Genomic DNA, 22056 nt, shown 5'->3' with positions numbered 1-22056 from the left:
CCGAAGCACTTATCTGCGAATGCCCTGAATGGGGTAAAGAGAAACAATTAATACGAAAAGGTGAGATTGGTCTCATCTGGCCCATGGCTGTGCCCGGGGTCGCCCTTGACTCCCCCTTGGAGGAGATATCTCTGTAGCAGAGGTAATCTTCGAAGTGTGGAATCGGAGACCTTCCCGGAAGAGCTGGCCGACGCGTTCGTAGGCATCCAGCGGCTGATCCGCCGCCGCTTGCGCCGCGGGCTGGCGCTGCCCCGGCTGCGTGGCGCCGAGGTCGAGCTGCTGCGCCTGGTCGAGTCACGGCCCGGGATCGGCATCTCGGAGGCGGCCAAGGAGCTGTACCTGGCGAGCAACTCGGTGTCGACCCTGGTCAACCAGCTCGTCAAGGACGGCTACCTGCTGCGGGAGACCGACCCCGCCGATCGCCGTGCCGCCCGGCTGCTGCTGACCGAGGCCGCCGCCAAACGCCTCGCCGACTGGCAGCGGCGCCGCACGGAACTCGTCGCCGGCCGGGTCGCCCGGCTCGACGAGGCCGACCGGGAAGCGCTGAGAGCGGCGCTTCCGGCGCTGCGCAGGCTGGCCGTCACCCTGAACGAGGAGGCCGAGGAATCATGACGCCGGACACCACCGCAGTCGCCTGCACCGGGCTTTCGTACTCCTTCGGGGACACCAAGGCCGTCGACGGGCTCGACCTGACCGTCGGCGAGGGCGAGGTCTTCGGACTGCTGGGCCCCAACGGCGCAGGCAAGACCACCGCCATCCGCTGCATCACCACCCTGCTCCCGGTGCCCACCGGAATGGTCCGCGTCTTCGGCCACGACACCGGCAGGGACCGGATGGCCGTACGGCGGCTGCTCGGCTATGTCCCGCAGCAGCTGTCCGCCGACAGCGGGCTCACCGGACGCGAGAACGTCGCCCTGTTCGCCCGTGTCTTCGACGTCCCCCGGCGCGAACGCGCCGAACGGGTCGCCCAGGCCCTGGAGGCCGTCGACCTCACCGACGCCGCCGACCGGCTCGCCGGCACCTACTCCGGCGGCATGGTCCGCCGCCTCGAACTCGCCCAGGCCCTGGTCAGCGCACCACGGCTGCTGATCCTCGACGAACCCACCATCGGCCTCGACCCGATCGCCCGCACCAGCGTGTGGGACCAGATCAACGCCGTCCGCGAGGCCACCGGCATGACCGTCCTCGTCACCACCCACTACATGGACGAGGCCGACCAGCACTGCCACCGGGTCGGCCTGATGCACCGCGGCCGCATCCGCGCCCTCGGCACACCCACCGAGCTCCGCCGGGGCCTCGCCGAACGCCAGGGCACCGACACCCTGCCCACCCTCGAAGACGTCTTCCGCGACGTGGCCGGCAGCGGCCTCGACGAGCAGTCAGGAGGATTCCGCGATGTCCGAAGCACCCGCCGCACCGCGAACCGCGTCGGCTGAGCGCACGGGAGCGGCGTCCCTGCTGCTCACCCCGCCCGAGCCGCGCTCCGGCTGGCGGCTGCTGCCCGCCCGGGTCGTCGCCATGTGCGCCGTCGAGCTGCAGAAACTCCGCCACGACCGCACCGAGCTCTACACCCGGGCGATCCAGCCCGCCCTCTGGCTGCTGATCTTCGGCCAGACCTTCACCCGGATCAAGGCGATACCCACCGGCGGCATCCCCTACATCGACTACCTCGCGCCCGGCATCATCGCCCAGTCCGCGATGTTCATCGCCATCTTCTACGGCATCCAGATCATCTGGGAACGCGACGCCGGCATCCTCAACAAGCTCCTCGTCACCCCGACCCCGCGCTCGGCCCTCATCACCGGCAAGGCGTTCGCGGCCGGGGTGAAGTCCCTGATCCAGGCCGTCGTGGTGATCGTCATCGCCGCGATCCTCGGGGTCGCCCTCACCTGGAACCCGCTGAAACTGCTCGGAGTCGGCCTCGCCGTCGTCCTCGCCTCCGCCTTCTTCTCCTGCCTGTCGATGAGCATCGCGGGCATCGTCCTCAGCCGCGACCGGCTGATGGGCATCGGGCAGGCGATCACCATGCCCCTGTTCTTCGGCTCCAACGCCCTCTACCCGGTGGCGATCATGCCCGGCTGGCTCCAGGCGGTCAGCAAGGCCAACCCGCTGAGCTATCAGGTCGACGCCCTGCGCGGTCTGCTGCTCGGCACGCCCGCGCATCTCGCCCTCGACTTCGGTGTGCTGGCGGTCGCCGCGGCCCTCGGCATCACCGCCGCCTCCTCGCTGCTCGGCCGCCTGGCCCGTTGATCTTGCCGTGGGCGGCCGGCCGACGTGATGTGCGGCACGCGGGCACCACCCGCCCCGAAGACCCGGAGCGGGATAACCCCTGCGCAACGCTTGATCAGCGATCAAAGCGGGCGAATCCGCTGGCCACAGCGCATTCCGCTCATTTGACAGTGCGCTGAGCGCACAGATAAACAGCGGGGGTCGAGAGGGGCATTGTGTACGAGCCGAACGTGGTCGGGGACTGGCACGAGTACGAGGAGCATGCCGGTCTGCGGGTCCGCGTCCACCGTCTGGAAGAGGCCGAGCCGCCCCGCGGCCGGGACGATGCCGCGGCCGGTCTGACGTACTTCAGCGCCCGGGTGACCATCGAGAACCGTGGCTCCCGCCATCACAGCGTCCAGCTGGAGGACGGCCAGATCGACGTCCGGGTCGGCCCCGACGGGGAGGGCGCGTTCATCGACTGGCGCAACTCCCAGTTCATCGAGGGCTTCGACGTCTACCCGCTGCGCCGCGCCACCGCCGTCCTCTACGCCGCCGGTCCGGAGGCCGCCCTGACCCAGGTGGACATCCAGGTCCATCTGCGCATCGACGAGGAGTGGACCGAGCGCCGGCTGTGGGCGGGCGGCATCGGCGTACTGGAGTCGACCGCCGCCACCGCCTGCCAGGGCGCCGGACCGGGCAGCCTGGCCCACCAGGTGAGCGTCTTCCTCAAGGACCAGACGGAACCCGGCTCCTCCGCCTGATGCGGACACCGGGAGCACGGCCGGAAACGGCGTTGCCCCCGTCCGGGACGATCGCTAAGGTCGCTCGGGTGACTGCCGGGTCGGCCATGGGCCACGCACGAGTGAGGCTCCCGGCCTCGGCGTGAGCACGAGGCGGGCAAGAGGCCCGCCCCCCTTCTCCGTGTCTTTGCTCCCGGCGCCCGTGTGCGGCGCCGCTCCCCAGCGGATCCCGAGACCGGAGAACGTCACCGATGTCCCCTCACCCGCAGTACCCGCAGGCAACCGAGCCGCCCGCGGCCGGTGTCCAGCTGAACCACACCGCCGTCTACGCGAGCGACCGTCAGCTGTCCGCCGAGTTCACCGCCGCGATCCTCGGCCTGGAGGTCGGCGCCCCCTTCGGGCCGTTCCTGCCCGTCGACCTCGGCAACGGGGTGACCCTCGACTACTACGAGAAGAGGGACGAGCCGATCCAGTCACAGCACTACGCGTTCCTCGTGCCGGACGAGCGGTTCGACACGATGATCGCCCGGCTGGAGGTGCTCGGGGTCACCTACTACGCCGACCCCGCCCACTCCGAACCCGGCAGCATCAACCGGCTGTTCGGCGGTCGCGGCGCCTACTTCGACGACCCGGACGGCCACAACATGGAGATCATGACCCGGCCTTACGTCCGTCCGTAGCCCCGGAGCGTCCCTCACCGGGGAACTGCTGTGCCCTAGTGGGGGATCCCGTCGATGATCTCGCGGGCGCCCTGCCGCAGCAGCGCCACGGCGACCGAGGTGCCCAGCGTGGCCGGGTCGAGACGGCCCGCCCATTCGTGGGCGTTCAGCCGGGTCTTGCCGTCCGGGGTGAACACACAGGCGCGCAGCGACAGTTCACCCGCGTGGTCGACACGGGCGTACCCGGCGATCGGGCTGTTGCAGTGTCCCTGGAGCACATGGAGGAACATCCGCTCGGCGGTGGCCTCCCGGTGGGTGTCCGGGTCACCGAGCCCGCTCACCGCGTCGATCAGCTCGCTGTCGCCCTCCCGGCACTGCAGCGCGAGGATGCCCGCGCCGATCGGCGGCATCATCGTCTCCGGGTCCAGCACCTCGCTGATGACGTCCGTACGGCCGATCCGCTCCAGGCCCGCCACCGCGAGCAGCAGCGCGTCCGCGTCCCCGGCGGCGAGCTTCTCCAGCCGCCGGTTGGCGTTGCCCCGGAACGGCACGCACTCCAGGTGCGGGTGGGTGGCGGCCAGCTGGGCGATCCGGCGGACCGAGGAGGTGCCGATCCGGGTGCCCGGCGGCAGCCGGTCCAGCGTCAGCCCGCCCGGGTGGACGAGGGCGTCACGGATGTCGTCCCGCTTCAGGAACGCCGCGAACATCGTCCCGGCGGGCAGCGGCCGGTCGGCCGGCACGTCCTTCACGCAGTGCACGGCGAGATCCGCCTGGCCGGCCAGCAGCGCGGCGTCCACCTCCTTGGTGAACGCCCCCTTGCCCTCCACCTTGGACAGGTCGCCCAGCCACTTGTCACCGGTCGTCTTCACCGGGACGACCTCGGTGCGCACCTGAGGGTAGAGGGCGGCCAACTCGGCGCGGACACGGGCCACTTGGGCGAGGGCCATGGGCGAGTCGCGGGACACGATACGGATCAGCTCGGGCACCGACATGGCAGACACGATAGACCTTCCGGTCAACCGCGGATTCCGACATCCTGTCGGTCACGGAGCGGACCGGAGGGGCCGGAGCGGCTCCCTCGGCGGCCGACCGGGCCGACGCCGTCGCTGCAGAAGTCGTGGTCGCTCAGCGTGTCCCGTAGGCCCGCAGGGTAGCCGTTCCGGCCGGCCGGCTGCGGTGGGGAGGACGACGAACAGGGCGGTTCAGCCGTCGAATTCCGTCGGCAGGTCCGCCGCCGACTCCTCCGCCGCGAGGTCCGGACGCAGCCGCAGCCAGGACGGCTGGCGCAGCAGGCCCGCCCGGGTCCGGGTGCTGTAACCGACCTCGCCGACCAGCCGGGGCAGCACCCAGTGCGCGCCCGTGACCGCCGGTACCGGGTCGAAGGGGCACACGCCGGTTTCGGCGGCCCGCAGCAGCGCGGCCAGTTCGGTCCGCTCAGCCTCGCTCCAGCCGGTGCCCACCCCGCCGACGTACCGCAGCCGCCCGTCGGCGGCGCGCTGGCCCACCAGTAGCGCGCCCGGCAGCCCGGTCAGCCGTCCCTTGCCCGGCAGCCAGCCGCCGACGATCACGTCCTCGGCCCGCAGATTCCGGATCTTGATCCAGGCACGGGACCGCACCCCCGGTTCGTACACCGAGTCCAGCCGCTTGCAGACCACGCCTTCGAGCCCGTGCTCCCGGGTGGCCCGCAGCGCCTCGGCACCATGCCCGACGACTGCTCCCGGCGTCGACCAGTAGGCCCCGTCGAGAGCCAGTGACTCCAGCCGCGCCCGCCGCTTCGCGTACGGCACCCTCAGCAGCGGGCCGCCCTCCAGATGCAGTACGTCGAACAGCACCAGGTGGACCGGGACCCGGGCCGCCAGCCGTGCCGCCCGCGCCGGGGCGTGGGCCAGCCCCATCCGGCCCTGCAGCAACTGGAAGTCGGCGCGCCCGCGTTCGTCGAGGGCCAGCACCTCGCCGTCCAGGATCGCCGGGACCCGGCCCAGCGCCTCGCCCAGCGCGCGCAGTTCGGGATACGCGCCGGTGATCTCCGTACCGGACCGGGCGCGCAGCAGCACGCTTCCGTCACCGGGCAGATACACGACCGCGCGCTGGCCGTCCTGCTTGGTCTCGTAGGCCCAGCGGGCGTCCTGCGCGGCGGACGGGAGCCTGCCGGGGGTGGCGAGCATGGGCGGGATCAGCGGCAGGGCGGTCACGCAGAAGATGTGGACCGGGCACGGCCGCCGCACGCGCCTCCCGGGGCCGGTTCCCCCGAACAGGCCTCAGCCGGTCCCGGCCGGCGGGGGGTGCACCAGTCCCGACTGGTAGGCCATCACGACGAGTTGCGCCCGGTCGCGGGCGTCCAGCTTGGTCATCGCCCGGTGGATGTGGGTGCGTACGGTCAGCGGGGAGACGAACAGCTTCTCGGCGATCTCCTCGTTGGAGCTGCCCTGTGCCGCGAGCGCCATCACCTCGCGCTCGCGCGCGGTGAGAACCCGCAGCTGCTCCGGGGCGGCGAGCCGGGCGCCGGGTACGGGCGCGGCCAGGAACCTGGTGATGAGCGTGCGGGTCGCGGTGGGGGAGAGCAGCGACTCGCCGGAGGCCACCGTACGGATCCCGGCCAGCAGCGCCTCCGCCGTCACGTCCTTGCCGAGGAAGCCGCTGGCCCCGGACCGCAGCGCATGCGCCACGTACTCGTCGACCTCGAACGTGGTCAGGATCAGCACCCGGACGCCGGACAGCTCCGGGTCGGCACAGACGGCGGCCGTGGCGGCCAGCCCGTCGGTGCCGGGCATCCTGATGTCCATCAGCACGACGTCGGGCCGCAGCTCACGGGTGAGCGCGATCGCCTCGGCGCCGTCGGTGGCCTCGCCGACCACCTCCAGGTCGTCGCAGGAGTCGATCAGGATCCGGAAGGTGGCCCGCAGCAGGGCCTGGTCGTCGGCGAGCAGCACGCGGATGGTCATGGTGTCCGTTCTTCCTCCGGTTCCGTGGCGCCCGCGTACAGCGGCAGCCGGGTGGTGACTTCGAAGCCGCCGCCGTCGCGGTGCCCGGCGGCGAAGGCACCGCCGACCGACTGCGCCCGCTCGCGCATCCCGATCAGCCCGAATCCGCGCCCGGTGGCGGGCGCTGCCGGTGCGGTGGCGGTGCCGTCGTCGGCGATCGTGAGGGTCAGCCGGTCCTGCGACCAGCCGATCCGGACGTACGCGTCCTCGACCGAGGCGTGTTTGGTCACGTTGGTCAGCGCCTCCTGCACGATCCGGTACGCCGTCAGGTCCACACCCGCCGTCAGCGGACGCGGGGTGCCCTCGACGCTGACGTGCACGGTCAGCCCGGCGGACTCGCAGGCCTCGGTCAGCTCCGGCAGTTGCGCGAGTCCGGGGCTCGGAGCGAGCGGCAGACCGGGGTCGTCGGTCGCCCGCAGCAGCCCCACGGTGGCCTTGAGTTCGCGCAGCGCGGCGGAGGTCGTACCGGCGAGATCCCCGAGGATGCCGTGCACCTGGTCGGGATGGGTGCGCGAGAGGTGGGCCGCCGTGCCGGCCTGGGCGTTGGCAAGTGCCAGATGGTGGGCCACCACGTCGTGCAGTTCCCGCGCGATCCGCATCCGCTCCTCCGCGACCCGGTGCCGTGCCTCCTCCTCCCGGCTCCGCTCCGCGTACTCGGCCCTCGCCCGTACGGCCTCCAGATACGCGCCCTGCAGCCGTACGGCATTGCCGGCGACGACCGGCAGCAGCAGCCAGGCGGCCGGGCCGATCGTCTTCAGCGGCCAGGCGTTGCCCACCGGGTCGAAGACCATCGCCACGCTCACCACCAGGGCGAGGCTGCCGAGGTAGTAACGGCGCGCGGTCGGCCGGTCGGTGTCGACCGCCAGCCGGTACAGCGCCAGCATCAGCGCGCCCAGCAGCAGCGGGGTGGGCAGATGCCCGAGCCCGGCGGCGGCCGCGGTGCACACCGCGCTGACGGCGACGGCCGCGCGCGGCCGGGTGCGCTGCCAGAACAGGGCACCGCAGCCGACCGCGGCGAGGGCGATGGTGAGGCCGACCGCGTGCGGCCGGTCCTCGCTGCTCATGGTGATCTCGCTGCCGAACAGGAACGCGGCGAACAGCAGCACCGCCGCCATGGTGTCGACGGTGCGGGTGTGTTCCTCGGTGTAGCGCTGCCAGGGGGCGTTCATCGGTGGCTCCGGTAGGTCTCCTGTGACCATGGTCCGCGATACGGCGAGCGGGCCGCCCGCGCTGCGGTGGCGCGGGCGGCCCGGTGGGGCGGGGAGGGTGTCACAGACGAGCCGGTTCCGCCGCGGAGTCGCCGGCCGGGGCGGGCACCGCACGGCTCAGGGCCTCACCCTTGACGTCCACGGACGGCGGCAGCCGGTCCAGCCCCTTCGGCAGCCACCAGGCCGACCGGCCCAGCAGGGCCAGTACCGCCGGGACGATCGCCATCCGTACGACGAACGCGTCGAACAGGCCGGACCAGCGTCCCCGGGGCCGCCCTGTCCCGTCGTCGTGCGGCTGCCGACAATCCCGGCTACTGAGTACGCAGTACACGCGGCCGTCCATGTCCTTGCGGCGGGCGACAGCCGGTGGTCAGGAGCTGTGCAGGTACGCCGGCACCGAGAAGCGGTCCGCCCGCCGGCACCCGCTACCCGGCGGGTTCCGGCGGACGGTCCCTGCCCGCGGGTCAGCGCATCGCCTCGGCCGTGGGCTCGGCGACGGTCTCCGCAGCGGGCTCCGCGTCCGCCGGACGCCGGCCCGGCAGGAAGGAGGCGAGGACGAAGGCCAGGGCGGCCGCGCCCGCACCGATCGCCATGACGACCTTGAAGCCGTTCTCGGACGGCAGGGTGTGGCCGCCGAGGTTGATGGTCAGCTGGGACAGGATCACCCCGGCGAGGGCGCTGGCCACCGACGTGCCGATGGACCGCATCAGCGTGTTGAGGCTGTTCGCGGCGGCCGTCTCCGACGCCGGGACGGCACCCATGATCAGCGCGGGCATCGCGCCGTACGCGAAGCCGACACCGGCGCCGATGATGCAGGACACCAGGATCAGGTGCCAGACCTGGGACATCAGGAGGATGTTGAGGCCGTAGCCCGCACCGACGATCACCGCGCCGATCATCAGCGTGACCTTCGGGCCCCTGGACTTGGTGATCGCGGCGGAGACCGGGGCGAAGGCCATCATGACCAGACCCTGCGGAGCCATCACCAGGCCGACCGTCAGCATCGACTTGCCGAGGCCGTAGCCCGTCTGGGTCGGCAGCTGGAGCAGCTGCGGCAGCACCAGGGACATCGCGAACATCGAGAAGCCGAACGCGATCGAGGCGAGGTTGGTGAACAGCACCTGGCGGCGGACGGTGGTGCGCAGGTCGACCAGCGGCTGGGAGGTGCGCAGTTCGAAGAAGCCCCAGGCGGCGAGGACCACGACCGCGAGGGCGAACAGGCCGAGCGTGGTGCCGCTCGCCCAGCCCCAGTCCGCACCCTTGGAGACGGCCAGCAGCAGCGAGACCAGGCCGACCGCGAGACCGGCCGCGCCGACCGCGTCGAACCGGCCGCCCGAGCGCACCTTGGACTCCGGCACCAGCATTATGACCAGCGCGAACGCCACGACACCGAGGGCGGCCGAGGTCCAGAACAGCACATGCCAGCTGAAGTGGTCCGCGATGAAGGCCGCGGACGGCAGGCCCAGCGCGCCGCCGACGCCCAGCGAGGCGCTCATCAGCGCCGTCGAACCCGCCAGCCGCTCCGGAGGCAGCTCGTCACGCATGATGCTGATGCCCAGCGGGACCACCGCGGACGCCAGTCCCTGCAGGGTACGGCCGATGATCATCGGGACCAGCGAGTCGCTCAGCGCGGCCACCACCGAGCCGCAGACCAGCAGCACCAGGCTGATCAGCAGCATCAGCCGCTTGCCGAACATGTCGCCGATGCGGCCGGCCATCGGGGTGGCCACGGCGGCGGCCAGCAGGGTCGCGGTCACCGCCCAGGCCGCGTTGGACGGGGAGGCGTTCAGGTACTTCGGCAGCTCCGGGACGATCGGGATCACCAGGGTCTGCATCAGCGAGACGGTGATACCGGCCAGGGCCAGCACCGCCACCACCGCGTTCGGGTTCGGTCGTGCGGTGCTCGCGGGCCCGGCGGGCCCGGTGGGCCGGACAGGGGCATCGGACATGGGAGAAGGCCTCCGTAGGCAGGAAAAGAGCGATCTGGCAATTATTTAAGTCAGTCGCCTGACTTACTCTAATGGCAGGGCCCGGCGGCACCGTGCGGTGCCGCCACGTAGGCTTTCTCGGCTGGACCTCGCCGCCCCGGGCGAGGCCCCGGTACGGCTCGCGGGACCGGCCGGTCCGGGTGATGTGCGGTCTCGGAGCGGTGGTGGACATGGCGGGCAGGACGGCACGGGCGGAGCAGGTCAGCGCGACGCGGGAGGCCATCCTGAGTGCGGCGGAGCGGCTGTTCGCCGAACAGGGCGTGTACGCCGTCTCCAACCGCCAGGTCGGCGAAGCCGCGGGCCAGGGCAACAACACGGCCGTCGGCTACCACTTCGGCACCAAGGCCGACCTCGTCCGCGCCGTCGCCGCCCGGCACTTCGACCGGATCGAGGCGATCCGGGTCCGGCTGCTGGCCGCGGTCGGCGACTCCGACGACGTACGGCACTGGGTGGACTGCCTGGTCCGCCCGATCACCGAACATCTCGCGAGCCTGGGCAGCCCCACCTGGTACGCCCGCTTCTGCGCCCAGGTGGCGACCGACCCGGCCCTCTACGAGATCATGATCGAGGATTCCCTCGCCTCGCCGTCACTGCGGGAGGCCGCGGCCGGACTGAACCGGCGGCTGCCGGAGCTGCCCGCCGAGGTCCGCGCCGAACGCGGCCAGATGGCCCGGACGCTGATCCTGCACACCTGCGCCGAGCGGGAGCGCGCCCTCGCCGAGGGCACCGCCACGCCACGCGCCACCTGGAGCGACGCGGCCACCGGACTCACCGACGCGCTCCTCGGACTGTGGCTGGCGCCCTTCACCCCTACGCATCGAAGGTGACGACGACCTTCTCCGCGGCGCCCGGCGTGAGCGCCAGCTCGAAGGCGCGGTCCACCTCGGTGAACGGCACACTGTGGCTGATCAGCTTCGCGAACCGCTCATGGTGCTCGACCAGTTCCGGGGTGACCTCGAAGATCTCGGTCGGGTAGCCCTGCGAGGCGACCAGCGTCAGTTCGCTGCGGAGCATCCCGCCGAGGTCGACCTCGCCCTTCTTCTGCACGGCGACCATGACCAGCCTGGCGTGCCACTTGGCGTTGGCCACCACCGTGTCGAAGACCACCGGAGCGCCGGCCGCGTCGATGAATATGTCGGTACCCGGGCGGGGCTGGCCCAGCGCGTTGGCGCTCTGCCCGTGCAGCTCGGTCAGCCGCTCGGTGACGTCCTCCTCGGCCGAGTTGACGACCGCGTCCGCGCCCACGGCGAGTGCCTTCTCCAGCCGGGACGGGATGACGTCGGCGACGACCACGTGCCGGACGCCCCGCAGCTTCAGCCAGATCGCGGCACCGAGGCCGATCGGGCCCGCGCCGAAGACCACCACCCTGTCGTCCGGTCCGGCCCCGGAGCGGTTGACGGCGTGCCGGGAGACCGCCATCGGTTCGTTGAGGGAGGCGACGGCGAAGGGCACGGTGTCCGGGAACACCGCGACGCTCCTGCCGACCTCGGCGTTCTCGATCAGCAGGTACTCGCTGAGGGCGCCGTACCGGCCACCGCAGCCGATGATCCCGGTGGGCGCGTCCTGCGGGTTCACCACCACCCGGTCGCCCACCTTCAGTCCCGTGACCTCGGCGCCGGCCTCCACGACCTCGCCGGCGGGCTCGTGGCCCAGGGCCACCGGGACCAGCTCGCCGCCCAGGTGGGCGCGGGCGGGCATGCCGCCCATGTGCAGGAAGGTGACGTCGGTGCCGCAGATACCGCCCGCGCGGATCCGCAGGAGCACGTCCTTCGGGCCGGGCACGGGACGCTCGACGTCCACGACCTCGATCCGGCCGACGCCGCCGGTCTGTACGGACTTCATCGTGGCCATGGGGTGACTCTCGCTTTCTGGAGGCCCTCCGGGAGCTTTCCGGAGGCTTTCTGGTGGTGCCAGGGGTGTCAGGGAGGTCCGGCAGAGGAGGTCCCCGGGCCGGGTGCCGGGCTGGGGGGAGTGAGCCGGCGCCCGGCCCGAGGACCGCGCCGGCCCCCGTCCCCACGGGTCCGACGCCGGGGCCTGTCCGCCGGGGCAGGCCCTCGGGGCGGCCTCCGCTCAAGGCGACCCCGATTACTTGAGTTAGGCAAGCACATGTGGCTTACTTGAGTCAAGCAAGCAAATTCCCGCGCACTCGAACGAATGGTCATCCCATGTACGGCAGCCCTCCGGCATCCCGGGCCCTGGCCCGTGGCAACGGGCAGCACCTCCTGGTCGCCACCGGTGACCCGGACACGTCCGAACTCCTCGCCACCACGCTGGAGTTGGCCGGCTACCGGATCGCGGTCGCGGACCGCGGCGCCGAGGTGGTGCGGCGACTGGCGGAGCACCGGTTGGACCTGGTCGTCATCGACTCCGAGCTCCCCGGCCTCGGCGAATTAGGCCAGGGCGGCCGACTGAAGCCGGCCTACCGGCCGCCCGTCCTCCTGCTGGCCGCCGGTGACTCGCTGGCCCGGATCGTGCCCGAACTCGGCACCGGCGCGCGGGACTACGTCACCCGGCCCTTCCGGATCGCCGAGGTCCTGGCCCGCGTGAAGGTGCTGCTCCGGGACGCGGGCGGCGGCGCCCGCACCGGGAACGCGCTGAGCCATGCCGACCTGGTCCTCGACGACGCCACCTGCCGGGCCCGCCGGGACGCCCGCACCCTCGACCTCACGCCCGCCGAGTACCGGCTGCTGCACCACCTTCTCGTCAACGCCCACAAGGTGCTCTCCAAGGAGCAGATCAGCCGCTATGTCTGGGGCGAGTTCCGGGGCGACAACGCCATCGAGCAACTGGTCTCCCGGCTCCGGCGCAAGGTGGACCGGAGCGGGCCCGCGCTGATCCACACCCGGCGGGGCTTCGGCTACTGGCTGGGGGAGTCGTCGGAGGATGCGTGAATGCTTCGCACTGCAATTACTGAGCAAATGTCCGGTGCGCACTGAGGGCCGCCCGGCGGTGGACGCCCCCGGATGGGGGAGAGGGTGCCGCAGGGTGACCGCGTGATGCTCGCGCGGATTTCAACATAGGTCTGCTGTAAGGAAGTTCATGACATCTGCCATTGATGTGCGGTTTACGGCAATGGTGCTGTCGTGTGATCCGGCCCACGTCAGCCTCCTGTCAGGAAACTGACCGCAACCGGTCAGTCCTACCTGTTTGCATGTGTTTATCGAGGCCTCGTAACCATCGTCCCGGCGCTCCGCAGCGAGCGGAGTCCCCCACCCCGAGGAGACAGAGATGGCCGACACCCTGACCGACCCCGGCCCGGCCGCGCAGGTCCGCGACTACCCGATGCCCCGCGCCGCCGGCTGCCCCTTCGACCCGGCCCCGGCCCTCGGGGCCGCCCGGGAGGAGGGACCCCTCACCAAGGTCCGGCTCTGGGACGGCAAGGACTACTGGCTGCTCACCCGGTACGCCGACCAGCGCGCCGTGCTGCTCGACCCGAGGGTCAGCGCCGAGGCCGACCGTCCCGGATACCCGCTCCAGGCACCCAGCAACGGCAAGAACAACATCAGCTTCATCATGATGGACGACCCCGAGCACGCCCGGCTGCGCCGCATGGTCACCGCGCCGTTCGCGGTCAAGCGCGTCGACGCCATGCGGCCCGCCGTGCAGAAGATCGTCGACGAGCTGATCGACGGCATGCTTGCCGGACCCAACCCCGTCGACCTGGTCGAGGCCTTCGCGCTCCCGGTGCCCTCGCTGGTCATCTGCGCACTGCTCGGCGTGCCCTACGACGACCACGACTTCTTCCAGGAGAACAGCAAGCTCCTCATCAGCCGGGACACGTCGGTCGAGGACCGGACGGCGGCGCACGGCAGGCTGGTCGAATACCTCGACCGGCTGATGGGCGAGAAGATGGAGCAGCCCGCCGACGACCTGTTCTCGGGGCTCGTGGCCCGGGTCCGGGCCGGCGAGCTGACCCGGCTGGGCGCCGCGCAGATGGGCGTACTGCTGCTGCTCGCCGGGCACGAGACCACCGCCAACATGATCGCGCTCGGCACCCTCGCCCTGCTCGAACACCCCGAACAGCTCGCCCTGTTGCGTGACACCGACGACCCCAGGGCGATCGCCGCCGCGGTCGAGGAGCTGCTGCGCTATCTGAGCATCGTGCACAGCGGACGGCGTCGTGCGGTGCTGGCGGACATCGAGGTCGCCGGGCAGGTGATCCGGGCCGGCGAAGGCGTGATCATGCCCGGCGAGATCGCCAACCGCGATCCGGAGGTCTTCACTGACCCGGACCGCCTCGACCTGACGCGCGACGCCCGCCGCCATGTCGCCTTCGGCTTCGGAGTCCACCAGTGCCTGGGCCAGCCGCTGGCCCGGATGGAACTCCAGGTGGTCTACGGCACCCTCTACCGCCGTATCCCCACCCTTCGCCTCGCCGCCGACATCGTCGGCCTCCCCTTCAAGCACAACGGCGGCGTGTACGGCGTCTACCAACTCCCCGTCACCTGGTGACCCACCTCCCCCATGAAAAGCAAGGAGAACACCATGCGCGTCGAACTGGACGAACCGAAGTGCGTCGCATCCGGGCAGTGCGTGCTCGTCGCCCCCGAGGTCTTCGACCAGCGGGACGACGACGGCATCGCCTTCGTGATCGACGAGAACCCGGCCGAGGAGACCCTCGACGACGTCCGTGAAGCGGTGGCGATCTGCCCGGCCGCCGCGATCCGGCTGGCGGCACAGTGAACCGGATCGTGGTCGTCGGCGCCTCCGCCGCCGGGCTCGCGGCGGCCGAGACCCTCCGCCGCGAGGGCTACGACGGCACGCTCACCCTCGTCGGCGACGAACCCCACGTGCCATACGACCGGCCGCCGTTGTCCAAGCAGGTGCTGTCGGCCGAGTGGGCACCGGACCGGGTGGTACTGCGAGCACCAACCGAACTCGACGCATTGGAAATGGAGTTGCGGCTCGGGGTGGCCGCGTGCGGCCTCGACGTGGCGGACCGTACGCTGCGTCTGGCCGACGGCTCGGAAGTCCCGTACGACGGGCTGATCCTGGCCACGGGCGTACGGCCGCGGCGGCTGCCGGGGGAGGGCGCGCATGTGCTGCGCACCCTCGACGACGCGCTCACCCTCCGGGAGCGGATCGGGCCGGGGCAGCGGCTGGTGGTGGTCGGCGCCGGGTTCCTCGGCGCCGAGGCCGCCGCGGTCGCCTGGCGGCTGGGCGCGCAGGTGACGTTGCTGGAACCGGCGCCGGTGCCGCTCGCACACGCGGTCGGTGAGGAGGTGGGGCGGGCACTGTCCCGGGCCCATCGGGAGCGGGGCGTGGACCTGCGGACCGGGGTCACGGTGACCGAGGTGACCGAGGAGGGGGTCCGGCTCGCCGACGGGGAGGAGATCGCGGCCGACGAGGTGCTGGTCGCGATCGGCTCCCTGCCCAACACCGAGTGGCTCGCCGGCAGCGGGCTGAGCGTGGGCGACGGGGTCGTCTGCGACGAGTACTGCGAGGCGGCGCGGGATGTGTACGCGGCCGGGGACGTGGCCCGGTGGCACAACCCGTTGTTCGGCGTGTCGATGCGGATCGAGCACCGGACGAACGCGGCGGAGCAGGGGATGGCCGCGGCGCGCAACCTCCTCAACCCCGGGGCGCGCAAGGCGTTCGCGCCGGTGCCGTACTTCTGGTCCGACCAGTACGAGATGAAGATCCAGGCGTACGGGTATCTGCGCGGGCACGAGGAAGTGCGGGTGGTGGAGGGGGATTTGGAGGAGGGGCGGTTCGTGGCCGCGTACCGGACGGGGGAGCGGTTGAGCGGGGTGCTTGCGGTGGGGATGCCGCCGAAGGTGCTTCGGGGGTGGCGGCAGGCCGTCTCGCTGGGGGCGGCGTGGGGGGAGGCCGTGCTGACGGGGTGAGTATGCGGGGCGGGTGAAGGTGCCCTCCGCCGTGGGTGGTTGAGTGTCGTGGCGGATGTGCGGGTGGATTGTGGCTGGTCGCGCAGTTCCCCGCGCCCCTAACGGGTCGCGATACTCACCGCGTTCGCAGCGACCACCGCCCCGATTGCCGCCCACTCCAGAAGCCCCAGGCTCTGCCCCAGCACCACCCACCCCACCACCGCCGCCAGGACCGGGTTGACGCTCATGAACAGGCCGAAGGTCTGGGCCGGGACCTTGCGAAGGGTGAGGAGGTCGGCCAGGTACGGGACCGCCGACGACAGGACGCCCGCCGCCACAGCGCACAGGACCGCACCTGCCGTCGGCGGGTGCCGTACCGCTACGACGATTCCGATCGGCAGGAACGTCAGCGCCGACACGGACGCGGCCGCCGCCGAACCCTGTGCCCCCGGGATGCGTTGGCCGACGAGCCGGTTCAGCAGGATGTACGACGCCCAGCAGCACGCCGCTATCAGGCCCAGCCCCATTCCCGCGTAGTCCGTCGACGGCTGCGGGCGCATCAGCACCACCACCCCCGCCGCCGCCAGCACCGCGCACCCCGCGTCCAGCCGGCGGCGGGACGCGGCGAGGGCGATGGCGAGCGGGCCCAGGAACTCCAGGGTGACCGCCAGGCCCAGGCCGATCCGGTCGATGGCGGTGTACAGGGTGAGGTTCATCGTGCCGAAGACCGCCGCCAGCAGCAGCACCGGCCACCACTGCGGCCAGGTGAAGGAGCGAGGGCGCGGGCGGCCGACGGCCACGAGGACGAGGGCGGCGACGTACTGCCGTACCGCCACCACACCGAGCGGGCCGAGGACCGGGAAGGCCAGCGCGCCGATGGCCGCGCCGGTCTGGTTGGACAGGCCGCTGCCGAACATGGTCGCCACGCCTGCCAGGCGCCCCTGCGGGGGGTGTGTCGGGACAGCGGGGGAGACGGTTGTCGCGGGACGTTCGAGACTACGTCGCATGAGGCGAGCGTGCGCCTTGCCGGTTCATGCGCAAAATGCATGCGACTCTCGATCTATACGATGAACGTATGGATGAGATCGAGCTGCGGCAGCTGCGCTGTCTCGTCGCCATCGTGGACGAGGGCACCTTCACCGACGCCGCGATCGCCCTGGGGGTGTCCCAGGCGGCCGTGTCCCGCACTTTGGCGGGGCTCGAACGGGCCCTCGGTGTACGGCTGTTGCGGCGCACCTCGCGTGAGGTGACGCCGACGGCGACCGGACTGCGGGTGGTGGAGCGGGCCCGCCGGGTGCTGGGGGACGTCGCCGACCTGGTCCAGGAGGCCACCTCGGGGCACACCCGGCTGCGGATCGGCTACGCGTGGTCGGCCGTGGGGCGGCACACCGTCGCCTTCCAGCGTGGATGGAACACGGCGCACCCCGGGGTCGACCTGCATCTGATCCGCGTGAACTCGCCGTCCGCCGGGCTGAGCGAAGGGGCCTGTGACCTGTCCGTCCTGCGGCGGCCTCTCGACGACCGGCGGTTCGACACGGCCATCGCCGGCCTGGAACGGCGGCTGTGCGCGCTGGCCGCCGACGATCCGCTGGCCCGGCGCCGGTCCGTACGCCTCGCCGATCTCACCGGCCGGACCGTGATGACCGACCGGCGAACCGGTACGACCACTCCCGACCTGTGGCCGCCGGGGGCCCGGCCGGCCGTCGAGGAGACCCGCTCCGTCGACGACTGGCTCACCGAGATCGCCGCCGGACGCGGCATCGGTGTGACCGCGGAGTCGACCGCCCACCAGTATCCGCGGCCCGGCATCGTCTACCGGCCGGTCCGGGACGCCGAACCGGTCGCGGTCCGGCTGGCCTGGTGGCGGGACGATCCGCACCCCGCCCACCAGGCCGTTCTCGAACTGCTCAGCGAGCTCTACCGCTCGGGCTGAGCGCGCGTGTGCCGGACCGCGTGCGCGGATCGCGGCGGCAATACGGCAGACAAAATTGTTGACAATCCTGTTTGGCTAGATTTACGTTCGACAGGCACTCACTCAGGGAGGGCACGATGCCGAAAGAAGCCCGTCCGACCACCGGAGAGCAGGCCAAGCAGCATGCGCTCGCGCTGCTGCGGCAGGCGATCCTGCACGGCGAGATGGCCCCGGCCCAGCGGCTGGTGGAGAACGAGCTCGCCGAGGAGTTCGGTGTGACACGGGCCAGCATCCGTGCGGCACTGATCGATCTGGAGGCGCAGGGACTGGTCGAGCGGATCCGCAACCGCGGCTCGCGGGTGCGGGTGGTGACCGTGCAGGAAGCGGTCGCGATCACGGAGTGCCGCATGGTCCTGGAAGGACTGTGCGCGGCCAAGGCGGCCGTCGCGGCCAGCGACGAGCAGCTCGCCGAGCTCGCGGATCTCGGGGCGGCCATGACCAAGGCCGTCGCCGACGGCGAACCGGTCACGTACTCCGAGCTCAACCACGAACTCCACGACAAGATCCGGGGCATTTCCGGCCAGCAGACCGCCGTGGAACTGCTGGAGCGGCTCAACGCCCAACTGGTGCGGCACCGCTTCCAGCTGGCGCTGCGTCCGGGGCGTCCGCAGCAATCCCTGAGCGAGCATCTGGCGATGATCGAGGCGATCAGGGCCAGGGACCCGCAGGCGGCCGAGGCGGCCGTCCGCGCCCACCTCACGAGCGTGATCGACGCGCTGAGCGACTGACGCAGCGCTTCGCATGACGTCCGGGGTGGGTGGGCGCACACCTGTCCACCAAGGAGATTTCTGCAATGACCCACGCCGACGCGCCCTCCCCCAGTCTCGGCATCGCCCGACCGGGGGGACCCCCATCCCCACCGCGATCCACCCTGGTCGTCACCGCGCACGCCGGGGACTTCGTGTGGCGGGCGGGCGGAGCCATCGCCCTGGCCGCGTCCCGGGGCGAGAAGGTCACCATCGCGTGTCTGACCTTCGGCGAGCGCGGCGAGTCCGCCAAGGCGTGGCGCGAGGGCAGGAATCTCGAGGAGATCAAGGCGATACGCCGGGAGGAGGCGGAGCGGGCCGCCGCCGCTCTCGGCGCCGGGGTCCGCTTCTTCGACGCCGGCGACTACCCGCTGACCGCCTCCGCCGAGCTGACGGACCAGCTGGTCGCCGTCTACCGCGAGACCCAGCCCGACGTCGTGCTCACCCACCCCGTCGACGACCCCTACAACGGCGACCATCCGGCCGCCAACCGCATGGCCCTTGAGGCCCGGATCCTCGCCCAGGCCATCGGCTACCCGGGCGAGGGCGACATCATCGGCGCCCCGCCGGTCTTCTACTTCGAGCCGCACCAGCCCGAGATGAGCGGCTTCCGGCCCGAGGTGCTCCTCGACATCACCGAGGTCTGGGACACCAAGCGCAAGGCGATGGAATGTCTCGGCGCCCAGCAGCACCTGTGGGCCTACTACACGGACCTGGCCGTCCGCCGGGGCGTCCAGCTCAAGCGCAACGCGGGACCGAATCTCGGCCTGGCGCACAACACCATGGCCGAGGCGTTCATGCGCCCGTTCCCGCAGATCGCGAAGGAGCTGGCGTGAGCGGCGTGATCGTCACCGACCCGCCGAAGGCGGAGCTGAAGGACGTGGACGCGCTGGCCGGCTTCGGTGTGGCCACCGTGAGCGAGGCCATGGGGCGGACCGGACTGCTCGGTCCGGGGATCCGTCCCGTCCAGCAGGGTGTGCGCGTCGCGGGCACGGCCGTCACCGTGATCGGCTGGCCCGGCGACAACCTCATGATCCACGCTGCCGTCGAGCAGTGCGGTGCGGGCGACATCCTGGTGGTCACCACCACCTCGCCCTGTACGGACGGGCTGTTCGGCGAGCTGTTCGCGACCGCCCTGAAGCAGCGCGGGGTGCGCGGTGTCGTCCTCAACACCGGCATCCGCGACACCCAGGAGCTGCGGGACATGGGCTTCGCGGCCTGGTCCCGGGCGGTCTCCTCGCAGGGCACGGTCAAGGCCACCGGCGGCTCGGTCAACGTGCCGATCGCCATCGACGGGCAGGTGATCAACCCGGGTGACGTGATCCTCGCCGACGACGACGGTGTGGTGGTCGTGCCCCGGCAGCGCGCCCGCGAGACCGTCGAGAAGTCCGAGGCCCGAGAGGCCAAGGAGGCCGCGACCCGCGCCGCCTTCATCGACGGCCAGCTCGGCCTCGACCGCTACGGACTGCGGGAGACCCTCCAGCGGCTCGGCGTCGAGTACCGGACGTACGAGGAGTACACGGAGCACGAGGAGCGGACCAAGTGACCGGGCCCGCGGAGGTGCGCTGCATGCTGATGCGCGGCGGCACCTCCAAGGGCGCCTACTTCCTGGCCGAGGACCTGCCCGCCGACCCCGCCGCCCGCGACGGCCTGCTGCTGCGGGTGATGGGCAGCCCCGACCCGCGCCAGATCGACGGCCTGGGCGGGGCGCATCCCCTGACCAGCAAGGTGGCGGTCGTCTCGGTGTCGGACGACCCGGTGTCGGACGTCGACTACCTCTTCCTCCAGGTCGCGGTCGACCGGCCGGAAGTGACCGACCGTCAGAACTGCGGGAACATCCTCGCCGGGGTCGGCCCGTTCGCCGTGGAGCGGGGGCTCGTGGCCCCCGGGGACGGCGAGACCTCCGTACGGATCCGGATGCTCAACACCGGGGAGTCGGCCATCGCCACCTTCCCGACCCCGGGCGGGCACGTCGACTACACCGGCGACGCGGAGATCTCCGGCGTGCCCGGCACGGCCACCCCGGTGGTGATCGAGTTCCCGGCGGGGGAGAGCCCGTTGCTGCCCACCGGCAGCGTCCGCGACATCATCGCCGGTACTCCGGTGACCTGCGTCGACAACGGCATGCCGACCGTGCTCATCGCCGCGGGCGCCCTCGGTGTCACCGGGTACGAGGACCCCAGGGACCTGGAGGAGGACCTCGCGCTCGCCGACCGCCTGCACGAGATCCGGCTGGCGGCAGGGAAGTCGATGGGGCTCGGGGACGTGGAGACCGCCACCGTGCCCAAACTCAGTCTGCTCGCCCCGCCCCGTCACGGCGGCGCGGTCACCACCCGGACCTTCATCCCGGTCCGCTGCCACACCTCGATCGGTGTCCTGGGCGCCGCCAGTGTGGCCGCGGGCCTCAGGCTGCCCGGCGGTGTGGGGGAGGGAATCGCCCGGCTCCCGGACCGCGGAGACCGCGTCCGGATCGAACACCCCACCGGATTCCTGGAGATCGATGTCAGCGTCGATCCCGGTTCCGCCGGCACCCCGCCGGCCACCCTTCGTACCGCGGTCGTCCGCACCGCCCGCAAGATCTTCGACGGCACCGTCTTCCCCCGTGCGGTCGACACACCCCCCACACCCGCACGACCCCAAGGAGGCAACGATGGCCCCGCCCCTCGGTGACATCGCCCATATCGGCCACGCCCAGCTGTTCACCCCGGACCTGGACGCCAGCGTCGCCTTCTTCACCGACTACCTCGGACTGACCGTCAACGGCCGGCACGGCGACACCGTCTATCTGCGCACCTTCGACGACTACGAGCACCACAGCCTGGTCCTCACCGCCCGCGAACGGCCCGGCCTCGGCCGCCTGGCCCTGCGCACCTCCAGTGAGGAGGCCCTGCACCGCCGTATCAGGGCGATCGAGGAGGCCGGCGGCACCGGCCACTGGACCGAGGACGAACCCGGACTCGGAAGGCTCTACGTCACCACCGACCCGGACGGCCACGAACACGCCCTCTACTGGGAGAGCGAGTACTACCGGGCGCCCGACGAGCTCAGGCCCGCCCTGAAGAACCAGCCGCAGGCCAAGCCCAACCGGGGCGTCGGCGTCCGCCGCCTGGATCACATCAACTTCCTGGCCGCCGACGTGCTCGCCAACGCCGAGTTCCAGGAACGGATCCTCGGGGCCCGTCCGACCGAGCAGATCCGCCTCGACACCGGGAGGATCGCGGCCCGCTGGCTGACCTTCACCGACAAGTCGTACGACGTCGTCTACACGTCCGACTGGACCGGCTCGACCGGGCGCCTGCACCACATCGCCTTCGCCACCGACACCCGCGAGGACGTGCTGCGCGCGGCCGATCTCGCCATCGACAGCGGGGTGTTCATCGAGACCGGCCCGCACAAGCACGCCATCCAGCAGACGTTCTTCCTGTACGTCTACGAGCCGGGCGGCAACCGCATCGAGCTCTGCAACCCGCTCACCCGGCTGGTGCTGGCGCCCGACTGGCCGCTGATCACCTGGACCGAGGCCGAGCGGGCCAAGGGGCAGGCCTGGGGCCTGAAGACGATCGAGTCCTTCCACACGCACGGGACACCACCCGTCGGCTGATCCGGTTTCGGTCATCAGGGGGTGGGGGGCGCGCGGGGGGGGGGGGGGCCCCCCCCCATGGCACCACGGGGGGGTTGGGATATAATTTGTTTTTTTTGAAAAAATTTTATTTTTTTGTGGGGTAA

23 protein-coding genes and 1 pseudogene are annotated in these 22056 nt (G+C 71.5%); 16 read left to right on the top strand and 8 right to left on the bottom strand.

Features of this window, described 5'->3' with window-relative positions; genetic code table 11:
• Positions 1-156 precede the first annotated feature (156 nt).
• From ACIRR9_RS53975 to ACIRR9_RS53955, 5 genes are all read left to right on the top strand, one after another.
• Positions 157-612 (top strand): MarR family winged helix-turn-helix transcriptional regulator, encoded by a 456-nt coding sequence (locus tag ACIRR9_RS53975; RefSeq protein WP_403768820.1) that lies wholly within the window; start codon positions 157-159, stop codon positions 610-612.
• Complete coding sequence (locus ACIRR9_RS53970; protein WP_403768818.1) at positions 609-1436, top strand: ABC transporter ATP-binding protein; 828 nt, start codon at positions 609-611, stop codon at positions 1434-1436. The genes ACIRR9_RS53975 and ACIRR9_RS53970 overlap by 4 nt, the downstream gene beginning before the upstream one ends.
• Positions 1396-2250: an ABC transporter permease gene (locus ACIRR9_RS53965; RefSeq protein WP_403768815.1), complete on the top strand. Its 855-nt coding sequence runs from the start codon at positions 1396-1398 to the stop codon at positions 2248-2250. The genes ACIRR9_RS53970 and ACIRR9_RS53965 overlap by 41 nt, the downstream gene beginning before the upstream one ends.
• Positions 2251-2444: 194 nt before the next feature.
• A complete protein-coding gene (locus ACIRR9_RS53960) occupies positions 2445-2972 on the top strand; it encodes a hypothetical protein (protein WP_384555783.1) in 528 nt (175 codons plus the stop codon).
• Between the two features lie 230 nt (positions 2973-3202).
• Positions 3203-3631 carry a VOC family protein gene (locus ACIRR9_RS53955; protein WP_403768812.1) on the top strand — a complete coding sequence of 143 codons (429 nt, stop codon included), beginning with the start codon at positions 3203-3205 and terminating at the stop codon, positions 3629-3631.
• 35 nt (positions 3632-3666) lie between these two features.
• On the opposite strand, the gene hemC is transcribed toward ACIRR9_RS53955, so the two are convergent.
• The 6 genes and pseudogenes from hemC to ACIRR9_RS53925 form a co-directional block, all read right to left on the bottom strand.
• Complete coding sequence (gene hemC / locus ACIRR9_RS53950; protein ID WP_403768809.1) at positions 3667-4602, bottom strand: hydroxymethylbilane synthase; 936 nt, start codon at positions 4600-4602, stop codon at positions 3667-3669.
• A 210-nt stretch (positions 4603-4812) separates the two neighbouring features.
• Positions 4813-5775 (bottom strand): ATP-dependent DNA ligase, encoded by a 963-nt coding sequence (locus tag ACIRR9_RS53945; protein WP_403768836.1) that lies wholly within the window; start codon positions 5773-5775, stop codon positions 4813-4815.
• A 93-nt stretch (positions 5776-5868) separates the two neighbouring features.
• On the bottom strand, positions 5869-6552 hold the full coding sequence (locus ACIRR9_RS53940; protein WP_365348152.1) for a response regulator transcription factor: 684 nt from the start codon (positions 6550-6552) through the stop codon (positions 5869-5871).
• The gene (locus ACIRR9_RS53935; RefSeq protein ID WP_403768806.1) at positions 6549-7760 is read right to left on the bottom strand and encodes a sensor histidine kinase; all 1212 of its coding nucleotides are present in this window, start codon (positions 7758-7760) and stop codon (positions 6549-6551) included. The genes ACIRR9_RS53940 and ACIRR9_RS53935 overlap by 4 nt, the downstream gene beginning before the upstream one ends.
• A gap of 100 nt (positions 7761-7860) precedes the next feature.
• A pseudogene (locus ACIRR9_RS53930) lies at positions 7861-8049 on the bottom strand (hypothetical protein); the annotation flags it as partial.
• A 214-nt stretch (positions 8050-8263) separates the two neighbouring features.
• Positions 8264-9748: an MFS transporter gene (locus ACIRR9_RS53925; protein ID WP_403768803.1), complete on the bottom strand. Its 1485-nt coding sequence runs from the start codon at positions 9746-9748 to the stop codon at positions 8264-8266.
• Positions 9749-9957: 209 nt separating this feature from the next.
• On the opposite strand from ACIRR9_RS53925, the gene ACIRR9_RS53920 reads away from it, so the two are divergent.
• Complete coding sequence (locus ACIRR9_RS53920; protein WP_403768800.1) at positions 9958-10614, top strand: TetR/AcrR family transcriptional regulator; 657 nt, start codon at positions 9958-9960, stop codon at positions 10612-10614.
• On the opposite strand, the gene ACIRR9_RS53915 is transcribed toward ACIRR9_RS53920, so the two are convergent.
• Entirely contained in the window at positions 10598-11638 is a 1041-nt protein-coding gene (locus ACIRR9_RS53915; RefSeq protein ID WP_403768797.1) for a zinc-binding dehydrogenase, read from the bottom strand. The two genes, ACIRR9_RS53920 and ACIRR9_RS53915, sit on opposite strands and share 17 nt — an antisense overlap.
• 314 nt (positions 11639-11952) lie before the next feature.
• Here ACIRR9_RS53915 and ACIRR9_RS53910 point away from each other — a divergent pair, with 314 nt between their 5' ends.
• From ACIRR9_RS53910 to ACIRR9_RS53895, 4 genes are all read left to right on the top strand, one after another.
• The gene (locus ACIRR9_RS53910; protein ID WP_403768794.1) at positions 11953-12678 is read left to right on the top strand and encodes a response regulator transcription factor; all 726 of its coding nucleotides are present in this window, start codon (positions 11953-11955) and stop codon (positions 12676-12678) included.
• A gap of 337 nt (positions 12679-13015) precedes the next feature.
• Positions 13016-14239, top strand: a complete 1224-nt coding sequence (locus ACIRR9_RS53905; RefSeq protein ID WP_403768791.1) for a cytochrome P450 — start codon at positions 13016-13018, stop codon at positions 14237-14239.
• A gap of 33 nt (positions 14240-14272) precedes the next feature.
• Entirely contained in the window at positions 14273-14470 is a 198-nt protein-coding gene (locus ACIRR9_RS53900; protein ID WP_403768788.1) for a ferredoxin, read from the top strand.
• On the top strand, positions 14467-15633 hold the full coding sequence (locus ACIRR9_RS53895) for an NAD(P)/FAD-dependent oxidoreductase (RefSeq protein ID WP_403768785.1): 1167 nt from the start codon (positions 14467-14469) through the stop codon (positions 15631-15633). Before ACIRR9_RS53900 ends, ACIRR9_RS53895 begins: the two co-directional genes overlap by 4 nt.
• A gap of 98 nt (positions 15634-15731) precedes the next feature.
• Here ACIRR9_RS53895 and ACIRR9_RS53890 read toward each other — a convergent pair whose 3' ends face one another.
• Positions 15732-16538 carry an EamA family transporter gene (locus ACIRR9_RS53890; protein WP_403768782.1) on the bottom strand — a complete coding sequence of 269 codons (807 nt, stop codon included), beginning with the start codon at positions 16536-16538 and terminating at the stop codon, positions 15732-15734.
• A 149-nt stretch (positions 16539-16687) separates the two neighbouring features.
• Here ACIRR9_RS53890 and ACIRR9_RS53885 point away from each other — a divergent pair, with 149 nt between their 5' ends.
• From ACIRR9_RS53885 to ACIRR9_RS53860, 6 genes are all read left to right on the top strand, one after another.
• The gene (locus ACIRR9_RS53885) at positions 16688-17545 is read left to right on the top strand and encodes a LysR family transcriptional regulator (protein ID WP_403768779.1); all 858 of its coding nucleotides are present in this window, start codon (positions 16688-16690) and stop codon (positions 17543-17545) included.
• A 116-nt stretch (positions 17546-17661) separates the two neighbouring features.
• Complete coding sequence (locus tag ACIRR9_RS53880; protein WP_403768776.1) at positions 17662-18312, top strand: GntR family transcriptional regulator; 651 nt, start codon at positions 17662-17664, stop codon at positions 18310-18312.
• 65 nt (positions 18313-18377) lie between these two features.
• Positions 18378-19166 carry a PIG-L deacetylase family protein gene (locus tag ACIRR9_RS53875; protein ID WP_403768773.1) on the top strand — a complete coding sequence of 263 codons (789 nt, stop codon included), beginning with the start codon at positions 18378-18380 and terminating at the stop codon, positions 19164-19166.
• On the top strand, positions 19163-19876 hold the full coding sequence (locus ACIRR9_RS53870; protein ID WP_403768771.1) for a 4-carboxy-4-hydroxy-2-oxoadipate aldolase/oxaloacetate decarboxylase: 714 nt from the start codon (positions 19163-19165) through the stop codon (positions 19874-19876). Before ACIRR9_RS53875 ends, ACIRR9_RS53870 begins: the two co-directional genes overlap by 4 nt.
• Positions 19873-21000: a 4-oxalomesaconate tautomerase gene (locus tag ACIRR9_RS53865; protein WP_403768768.1), complete on the top strand. Its 1128-nt coding sequence runs from the start codon at positions 19873-19875 to the stop codon at positions 20998-21000. Before ACIRR9_RS53870 ends, ACIRR9_RS53865 begins: the two co-directional genes overlap by 4 nt.
• Positions 20981-21931, top strand: coding sequence for a VOC family protein (locus ACIRR9_RS53860; protein WP_403768765.1), 951 nt, complete (start codon positions 20981-20983; stop codon positions 21929-21931). The genes ACIRR9_RS53865 and ACIRR9_RS53860 overlap by 20 nt, the downstream gene beginning before the upstream one ends.
• Positions 21932-22056 lie beyond the last annotated feature (125 nt).

Origin of the sequence: Streptomyces sp. NPDC101234 (assembly GCF_044767525.1) — a bacterium.
Taxonomy (GTDB): domain Bacteria; phylum Actinomycetota; class Actinomycetes; order Streptomycetales; family Streptomycetaceae; genus Streptomyces; species Streptomyces sasae.
Note: the sequence above shows the minus strand (reverse complement) of the source record. Positions and strands in the feature narration are given on the sequence as shown.